Origin of the sequence: Amycolatopsis sp. NPDC058278, assembly GCF_042881395.1 — a bacterium.
GTDB lineage: Bacteria > Actinomycetota > Actinomycetes > Mycobacteriales > Pseudonocardiaceae > Amycolatopsis.
In genome coordinates this window covers 43,685-51,940 of record NZ_JBHVXZ010000070.1, presented here as the reverse complement: position 1 = coordinate 51,940, position 8,256 = coordinate 43,685, and the positions used below count along the sequence as shown (strand labels likewise).

Annotated in this window: 10 protein-coding genes; all 10 read right to left on the bottom strand. The window is 69.4% G+C overall.

Annotation, left to right across the window (positions count from 1 at the left end; genetic code table 11):
• Positions 1-202: 202 nt before the first annotated feature.
• The 10 genes from ACFVYA_RS31140 to ACFVYA_RS31095 all read right to left on the bottom strand — a co-directional run bounded on the left by ACFVYA_RS31140 (position 203) and on the right by ACFVYA_RS31095 (position 8,216).
• Entirely contained in the window at positions 203-706 is a 504-nt protein-coding gene (locus tag ACFVYA_RS31140; protein ID WP_387050043.1) for a single-stranded DNA-binding protein, read from the bottom strand.
• Positions 707-1,110: 404 nt separating this feature from the next.
• A complete protein-coding gene (locus tag ACFVYA_RS31135; RefSeq protein ID WP_387050041.1) occupies positions 1,111-2,145 on the bottom strand; it encodes a DUF4192 domain-containing protein in 1,035 nt (344 codons plus the stop codon).
• Between the two features lie 63 nt (positions 2,146-2,208).
• Positions 2,209-2,646, bottom strand: coding sequence for a hypothetical protein (locus ACFVYA_RS31130; protein ID WP_387050039.1), 438 nt, complete (start codon positions 2,644-2,646; stop codon positions 2,209-2,211).
• A gap of 3 nt (positions 2,647-2,649) precedes the next feature.
• On the bottom strand, positions 2,650-3,057 hold the full coding sequence (locus ACFVYA_RS31125) for a hypothetical protein (RefSeq protein WP_387050037.1): 408 nt from the start codon (positions 3,055-3,057) through the stop codon (positions 2,650-2,652).
• Between the two features lie 210 nt (positions 3,058-3,267).
• The gene (locus tag ACFVYA_RS31120) at positions 3,268-3,558 is read right to left on the bottom strand and encodes a hypothetical protein (RefSeq protein ID WP_387050035.1); all 291 of its coding nucleotides are present in this window, start codon (positions 3,556-3,558) and stop codon (positions 3,268-3,270) included.
• 29 nt (positions 3,559-3,587) lie between these two features.
• The gene (locus ACFVYA_RS31115) at positions 3,588-4,130 is read right to left on the bottom strand and encodes a hypothetical protein (protein WP_387050033.1); all 543 of its coding nucleotides are present in this window, start codon (positions 4,128-4,130) and stop codon (positions 3,588-3,590) included.
• A gap of 70 nt (positions 4,131-4,200) precedes the next feature.
• A complete protein-coding gene (locus tag ACFVYA_RS31110) occupies positions 4,201-5,007 on the bottom strand; it encodes a hypothetical protein (RefSeq protein WP_387050031.1) in 807 nt (268 codons plus the stop codon).
• Complete coding sequence (locus ACFVYA_RS31105; protein ID WP_387050029.1) at positions 4,995-6,296, bottom strand: hypothetical protein; 1,302 nt, start codon at positions 6,294-6,296, stop codon at positions 4,995-4,997. The genes ACFVYA_RS31110 and ACFVYA_RS31105 overlap by 13 nt, the downstream gene beginning before the upstream one ends.
• Positions 6,297-6,867: 571 nt before the next feature.
• Positions 6,868-7,902 (bottom strand): DUF4192 domain-containing protein, encoded by a 1,035-nt coding sequence (locus ACFVYA_RS31100; protein ID WP_387050027.1) that lies wholly within the window; start codon positions 7,900-7,902, stop codon positions 6,868-6,870.
• Positions 7,903-7,958: 56 nt separating this feature from the next.
• Positions 7,959-8,216, bottom strand: coding sequence for a hypothetical protein (locus ACFVYA_RS31095; protein ID WP_387050025.1), 258 nt, complete (start codon positions 8,214-8,216; stop codon positions 7,959-7,961).
• Positions 8,217-8,256 lie beyond the last annotated feature (40 nt).

Genomic DNA, 8,256 nt, shown 5'->3' with positions numbered 1-8,256 from the left:
CTGTTTTTTAGTGTGGTTCACTTCTCTCACTCCTTCTTGGCCGGGGGTGGGATTCTTATGGGGGGGGCCCTCCGGGTTGGGTGGCCCCGCCCTTGGGGTAGGTGTCCGGCCGGAGGGGTAGGTGTCCGGCCGGAGGGGTAGGTGTCCGGCCGGAGGGGAAGGTCCGGCCGGAGGGGAAGGTCCGGCCGGACACCGGGTCTCATCAGAACGGCGGCTCGTCGCTGAACCCACCGGCGCTCGCGCCGACCAGCTCCCGCTCGTCGGCCGCACCCCACGGGTCGCCGGCTGGGGCGGCGTCCGTGCTGGTGACACGGTCCGGGTTCACGCGGGCCGAGGCGTTCTTCGGGTTCTTGGTGACTGCGGCGGTGGCGTAGCGGAGCGAGGGCCCGATCTCGTCGACCTCGAGCTCGACGACGGTGCGCTTCTCGCCTTCCTTGGTCTCGAACGAGCGCTGCTTGAGGCGGCCCTGCACGACGACGCGGGCGCCGCGGGTCAGGGACTCGGCGACGTTCTCCGCCGCCTGCTTCCAGATGGTGCAGCGCAGGAACAGCGCCTCGCCGTCCTCCCACTCGCCGGTGGCGCGGTTGAAGGTGCGCGGGGTGGAGGCGACGGTGAAGTTCGCGACCGCCGCCCCGGAGGTGGTGTAGCGGAGTTCGGGGTCGGCGGTGAGGTTGCCGATGATGGTGATGGTGGTGTCGCCGGCCATGGTGGCCTCCCTTGGGCTTGTTGGGGTGTGGAACGCGGCGCAGCCTGAGCACGCGGCGGCCCGGGGGTCGCCGTGAGGCGACGTCCCCGGCCTGGCTCATCCGCCCGCGTGTGAACCAGCCAGGGCCTGGCTGACGCCGGAGTTCGAGAGGCGAGGAGGCTGGTTCACCCGGGCGGATCGGGCCGGGCTTCGGGGACGCACGGCCCCCGGCCGGGGTGTGCTTACCTTCGGGCGATCCACGACCCAGCGAGCCAGGCGAGGCCACCGCCGGTGACACCACTCTCACCAACGCGCGGTCATCGGGACGGCCCCTGGGCACGTGTGCCGTTCGGCTGGCGACGGCGTGCCTCTGCCACCACTGCGAGTGCTACGGCCGTCAGCGCGTACGGTGCGGAAGGCAGGTGTCATGCTTGTTCGACCACGGGCTCGCCGAGAAGGGTGCGGCGAGCGTCGGCGCTGGCTTCCTGGACCATGTCGCGGACCTTCGACGGGGCGACGGCTCGGTCGAGCAGGCAGGCAAGCAGTCGCACCAGCGGCTGCTCGGGGTCGGCGTTCTCGAGCGCGATCCGCGCGCCGGCACCGTCGCCACGCAGGTAGGCGTGCATCGCGATGACGGTGGCGAGCTGGCCGGCGACCGGGTCGCAGCTGTGACACCACAGGTGCAGCAACAGGTTTTCGGCAGCGAGGCGCTGACCGTAGTCGGAGGGTGCGAACAAGGCGTCGCGGAACGGGGGCGTGGCGAAGGTCGCGGCGAGCGCGACGATGTCGTCGCTGTCGGCGGGCAGGACCCCGCGGCCGGCAGCGCGCAGCGCGGTGTCCGCGCGTGCGATCCGCGCGGCTGCGGCGGCGGGCCGCTGCGCGTCGATGCCCAGGTCAATGACTGTGTCGGCGATGTGCTGCTGGAGGCGTTCGCGGAGGTGCTCAGGTGCTGGGGTGAAGCGGGCCGCGAGGTCTTCGCGCCGGGCGGCGACGGTGTGGCCGGCGACGGTGGTGGCGACTGCGGCCGGTGTGGTCGCGGGGTCGGGCAGGACGCCGGTGCGCTCGGGGTCGCGGTAGGAGCGCCAGCGGGCGCCGTCGGCGATGGCCGGTACGTGGACGATGTCGGTGTCGGTGAAGCCGTGCTCGGCCAGCAGCGCGACGACGGCGTGGACATCAGCGCGCAGCGGCAGTGAGTCACCGGCATCGTCGACGGCGCAGACGACGATGCCGGTGACGCAGAGGACAGGCAGATCGGCGCACTGCCGGTTGAACTGCCGCACGCAGTCGGCGGCGTTGTCCGTGAGGTGGGCGAGGTCGGCTCGCATGAGCGGGCCGGTGGTGACCGAGCCGTCGTCGTGCGTGAGCGCGGTAATCAGCAGCAGGGAGTCGTGCGGCACGAAGCCGGTCAGCGCCGGGATGCTGGCGACGATGGAGGTGGTGCTGGCGACGGTGAGGGGCATCGATCAACGTCCTTTCTGACAAGAAGGAGCAGGAGGGGCCGTTGGTGGGGACCGAGGCGGTGATCAGCGACCGAGTTCGGCGTGCAGCGTTTGCCGGGCGGTGTGGGCGATCCACGGCGGCGACGGCCGCACTACGTCGTGGCCGGTGGCGGAGATGAACCCGTTCACCGCGACGCTCCAGAACTCCGGCCAGGGCTCGGCGTCGCTGCGTTCGCTGCGGTAGATCACGATCACGTCCGTGCCGGTCGCCGTGCGGGCGCGGGCGGTGATCCGGATCGCGGTCCGTGTTCGGTCGCGGCACTGGACGGGTTCGTCGTAGAGCAGCGAGACCGGCGCTGCGGGCAGCGCGCGGCACAGCTCGACGAGGACACCGCGCGCTACGTTGTGAGCGCCGTAGCCGCCGATGCCGCCGCGGTGTGGGATGTTGCAGGCGACCGACTCGGGCAGCAGGTAGGAGCGGCTCCAGTCGTAGGGGGTGAACCACAGCTGACGTCCGGACATGGGTCAGGCCTCCGCCGTGTTCGCTTCGGTGATTGCGTGGGTCAGGCACTCGCCGGTGAAGCAACGTCGCTCGTCCTGCAGCTGCTCGGGCCAGGTGTCGGCGTCGGGCGCGATGATGTGCCAGGCGGCGGTGACGGCCGCCTCGGTGCAGAGCCCGTCGGCGTCGAGATAGGGGTAGACCGCTTCGACGACCCGGCACGCCTCCACGAGACCGGATACGAGGGACCTGTTCAATACGGCGGTGATGAACGCGGCCTTGTGGCGGCGGCGGCGGGCGAGTGCGTCGAGCCAGTGCCGAGGTTCGGTGGTGATGCGGCGGCCGCCGAGATCGGTTTCGATCAGTCGGCATGCCCAGGCGTGGGCGGACTCGGCGTAGTCGGACGGTCCGGTGTGGACGGTGGGTGCGGTCACGGGAACCTCCGTGTCGGGTGCGGATGACCGTGCCCCTCCAGCACGCCCGGGCCCCGGCGCCGGCCACGCGGCGCGGCCGAGGGACGGAACCCCGGCGCCGGGGCCCGGGTGTGCTTTCCTGGCAGCGAACGTCCGCGCCGAGCACGAGGCACCCGGCCGCCATCCCTGTGGCTGGCGCCCGCAACACCGGACACCGATCGAGATGTGGCGCTACCGCGGGCGGCGCGTCGCGGCGGGCCGGGATGTGGTGTGGTCGCGGATGATGCGGATCTGGTGTTCGCGAAGGACGTCAGCGTGGCGGCCGTTGTCCGGCACGTACACGAACGATGTGGGATCGTCGATGTTCTCGGTGCTGTAGCACAGCATGTAGCTCGGGCCTGCGGTGCGGCGGTCGCTGCAGATCTTCTTGGCGTCCTCGACGCTGACGCGCCACAGAACCCGCCGTCGGCTGGAGGTGGTGCGTTTGCTGGCGATGAACACCAGCGCTTCGGCAGGCGGCACGAAAGGTCCTTTCTGGACTGAGCTGACGGTCAGGAGCTGCGTTGCGGGGCGGCGCCGATGGGACGGATGCGCAGCGGCGGGATGAGCAAATAGGAGGCGGCGGGGTGGCCGTGGAGGGTGATGACGGTGTAGCGGGCGAGCCAGACGGCGTGCCAGGGTTCGGCCGGGGCTCCGAGACGCTGGTCGAGGTCGGCGCCGTGGACGGCGTCCTCGCCGATCTGGTGGGCGCTGGCGCGGTAGTGGCTGCGACGCCCGGCGACCATGGGACAGGCGGCGGTGGTGTAGGCGGCGCAGTGCGGATGCACCCCGGGTTCGGTGCTGGCGTAGCGGGGCAGGTCGGACTCGCGTAGGAGCAGGACGAGGCGGTCGGTGAGGCAGCTGCCGCAGACGCCGCAGAGCCGCCGGTGGATGGCTGTGCGGGTCTTGGCTGCGTCGACGGCGCCGAGCAGGTAGCGGCCGTCGGCGGTGCGAGGCGTGACCCAGGGGACGACGAGTCCGCCGATGGTGGGCAGGTGGGCGAGTGCAACAGGAATTGGTGGCGCGGTTTCGGGAGGGCCGGGCCGAATGGGCATGGTGAACCTTTCCGGCTGGGCGCAACGGCATGACCGCCGTGCCCAGCCAGCAGTAGAGAACGGGGAGCGGTCAGCGGTTGAGCGCGGGTGAGATGACGCAGACGCAGTCGTCGAGATCCTCGCCGCAGCCGAAGCAGGAGACGCCGGCGAGCAAGCGAAGACACCAGGATGGGCATGGCTGGTCGTCGGCGGCGCAGAACGGACAGGCCCCGCACGCCAGGCACAGCCCCGTTTCGAGGTCGAGGGCGTCGGGCACACCGCAGTAGAGACAACCGTCATCCAGCCCCCACCAGGCGGTGTGGCCGGGGTGAAGGTCGAGGTAGTCGCGGTTGGAGTACCAGATCTGGTTGTCCCAGTTCCCGGCTCGTTCGTTGAACAGGTATCCGTGATCGGGATAGCGCGGGTTGACGGTGAGGATGACCATCTTATTGAGCGTGCCGAGCCAGTTCTCGATGCGCCGCCGGGTGGCGGGGCGTTCGAGGGTGAGAAACCGGTCGGTGGAGAGGATGTCCTCGGCGGCGATGCGGGTATCCGACCGCGGATCCCGCCGGGACGGATGCGCCTTCTCCGGCAGGACTCCGTTGTGGGCCAGCACGGTGCGGGGATCGCCGCCGACGGGGAACGGGTGGATGTTGTCCTCGGTGACTAGGCCGTGTGTGGCGAAGCGGCTGTGGAACAGTGCGGGCTGCTCGGGGTGCAGGCCCCGCAGGGCCGCGAACTCGTCGATGACGGCGGCGGCGTTCATGCCGCGGCCGGTGATGATGCGGTCATCGGTGACGATGGCGTAGCCGTGGCCGTCGTTGTTGTGGACGGCGCCGTTGGCCAGCGCCGTGGTGTCGGGCTGGATGCCGGCGGGCAGGTAGGTCAGCATGCACATGCCAGGTCCTCCAGTTCGGCGGTCAGCGGCGCGTACTGCGGACGGGTGTGCAGCCACTGGGTGAAGGCGGGCCAGGTCCACCCGGCCGCTTGGGTGATGTCGGGCACGGTGAGGTCGCGGGTGTAGGCGACGGAGGCGTCGGCGAAGGCGAGTGCGGCCTGCACCTGCTGGATATCGAGGCTGGAAGCGAAGACCCGCAGCTCGAAGGTCTTCTCGGGCTGAGCGTTGATGGCAGAGCTGCGCTGCCCGTAGTAGGTGCCCTTGCAGGCGTCTTTGATGCTGTCGCGTTCGGAGTCGCGGAACGCGGCGTAGCTGCTGGAGCGGCGGGCGAGGGTTTGGACGTCGGGTGCGTTGCGGTAGACGAACTTCATCCACCGGAAGACGTGGCACGGGCCAGTGAATGCGGCGCGGCTGATGTGGACGTGCAGGCCGTTGCCGTCACCGCTGCAGCCGGCGCGGTCGAGCTGGTCGAGCAGATGCCAGGGGAAGGAGTCCAGCGCCCAGCGGTAGGCCATCGGGTGGGTGACGAGTTCGAACCCGTAGTCGATGCTCTGGTCTTCTTTGAGGTAGCCGAGTCCAGCGAGGGAGTCGACGGTGTCGTCGATCCGGTCGGACAGGTGCCCGGGCGGGACGCTAATCTCCAGTTCAAGGCCGAGGTAGCGAGGGCCGATTCCGTGGAAGACCGGGGTTGGCTTGTACCAGTAGCCATGGAGGCTGTCGATGTCGTCATCGTCGTCGCGGTGGTCCTCGCAGTAGGTCCCGCTGTCGATGAGCGTGGTGCATACGCTGCACTCGTAGTAGTCGAGCCGGCCGGCGCAGTCGTCGCAGAGGTCGCGGCCGGTCTCGGTGCTGCGTAGTGCGTCGTCGTAGAGGTCACAGTGGTCGCAGAGTTTGAAGCCGTCGTCGGCGCAGGCCGGGCACAGCTGGCGATCGCCGGTGGCGTGAAGCGGTTCGTGCAGCCGCAGCGGCACGATGTCCGAGCACCGGCCACAGGTAAAGGACTCGTCGGCCTCGTCGAGGGCGTGGGCACGGCACAGGTAGCCGTCGCGGATGAGGATGTCGCAACGATCGCAAAGGTGGTAACGCTCGGCGCGCTCGCAGTACTCGCAGATCCGGCCGTCAACGTCGGTGAGCGAGGTGACGTCGGCGATCTGCCCGCATCCGCTGCACTGGTGCAGACCGCGGACGCAATCATCACAGGTCGCCAACGCGGGTGAGAGGTAGAACGGTGTCGAGGTCGTGCTGCCGCAGTCGCCGCAGCGGACGGTGTCGTCGACAGGGGTGGTCACGGTGATGGCCTTTCGCGCTCAAGACGGGAAAGCGCCCCTCCCGGCGGGATCCGGACAGGGGCGCATGGACATGAGGAGGGCCGGTAGTGCGGTGTTGGGTGTTCGGCGCGCACCGCGCTACCGGCCCTCGGGGACGGTGTCTCGGCCGGGTAGGGAAGCCTCGGCCGAGACACCGAGCTGAGGAGACCAGCGAGATAGACTGACCGGCACGTTAAGTCGCGTGTGGACGGTCGCCCTGATTGCTGTGTCAGATGTGTTGGACTCCCGGGGTCTTGTCGGTGTGCGGGACGTGGCCGTTCTGAGCGCCCGCGGGCCCGGGGCGTGAAGCCCGGCGGGCTCGTCCGGTCGGTGTGGACCGGCGATGACCGACGTGAGCGGGCGTGCGGTGCCGCGGCGCCGGTTCACCCGCGCCGGATGCGGCCGGGCGCCGGGTTCAGGCCGCCCCGGCGCGTGGGTGCTGTGCTCTCGATGGCCCGCAGCGCCGAAGAGAACCGGAGGAAGTACGGCAGGGTGATTGACTCGATGACCGCGACGAAGATGCCGATCTGACGGTCGAAACCGTTGGTGTTGCTCAGGAATGCGGCGTCGTTGAGGTGAGCTCGGTCCGCAAAGCCCGGGAATTGTCGGCTAAGCCTGGGAGAATGGTGGCGGGGTCGATGCCGTTGTGATGCAATGCGCGGATCAGCTGGCTCAACCGTGTTGGCTGCGAATCAGTGTCGAAGATCGCGCCGGCGGTGGCGCCGTCGCGACGCAGGTAGGCTGTCGTGGCGACGAGGGCGGCGATCACGGGCGCGTACGGGGCGCGGGCGTGGCGCCACAGCTGCAGCCACAGCGCTTGCGCGGCCGCAGTCCGTTCTGCGGTGGATTGGGTGAGGTGAATGTCACGGAGGCGGAGGCAGGACAGGGCGGCGAGCAGGTCGGCGATGACGTGCTCGTCGGTGGGCAGCCGGCCGCTGGTGGCGGCGGTGATGGCATCGTCAATCCGCGTCAGGCGCCGATGGAGACCCGGGCTGTCGTCGGCGAGTTCTTCTTTTCTGATGTCGTCGATGATCGGGGCCGCGAGGGCCTGGATGCGGTCGCGGACGTCGGCGGGCACGGGGACGAATTGCTGCAGGAAGTCGTCGCGGCTGCGGTAGACACGGTTGCCCCGGGCGATCTCATGCGCGGTGAGTGGTGACGTGGCGGGGTCGGTCAAGGTGCCGGTGTGGCTGTAGACGTCGTAGCAGGACCATGTGACGCCCGGTGTGAACCCGGGCAGGTGCAACAGTTCGACGTTGGTGAAGCCGAAGTTGTGCAGCCAGTGGGTGAAGGTGGCCAGCTGCGGGCGGTACGGCAGGTCGCCGGTGCTGGTGTTGTCGTGGACGATGGTGCTGATGAGGCGTTTGACCGGCGTTTCGGAGAGAACTTGCCTGAGGTAGGCGACAACGTGCCTGGGGTGGTGGATCACGGCGTCGAGGTCGAAGCGGGTGATCGGTCCCATGCGTGCGGTGCCGTCGGGGTGGGCGGCGGCCGCGACGACGACCACGGAGTCGGTGGGCACGAATCCCAGTGCGGCGGGGATGGCGGCGAGAAGGTCGGCGTCGGTCAGATAGATGGGTGCAGGCATCGAAACCTCACGGAGTAGCGGCGAAGGGCTTCTGCGGGCGGTGACGGGCAGTGCGGTCACGCAGAATGTGTTGCGCGGCAAGCGGTTTCCGGGGTCGGCGGTGTCGGGTCGTCGTTGGTCGCCGCGGTCGTGTTCCGGTTGGCCTTGGTGCGTACGCGCTCGATGACCGCTTCGCCCAGTTCGCTCATGAAGCCGATGAGCTTGAGTCCGAGCCAGCAGGCGAGGTAGGTGCCGGCGAAAGTGAGGCTGAGCTGGACGAGCTGTGAGAGCGTCGTGGTCCAGAATGCTGCTGGCGTGTAGCAGACGGTGGGCATGAGGTTCTTTCCCTTCGGGTTGAGGGATGTCCGCGTCGGG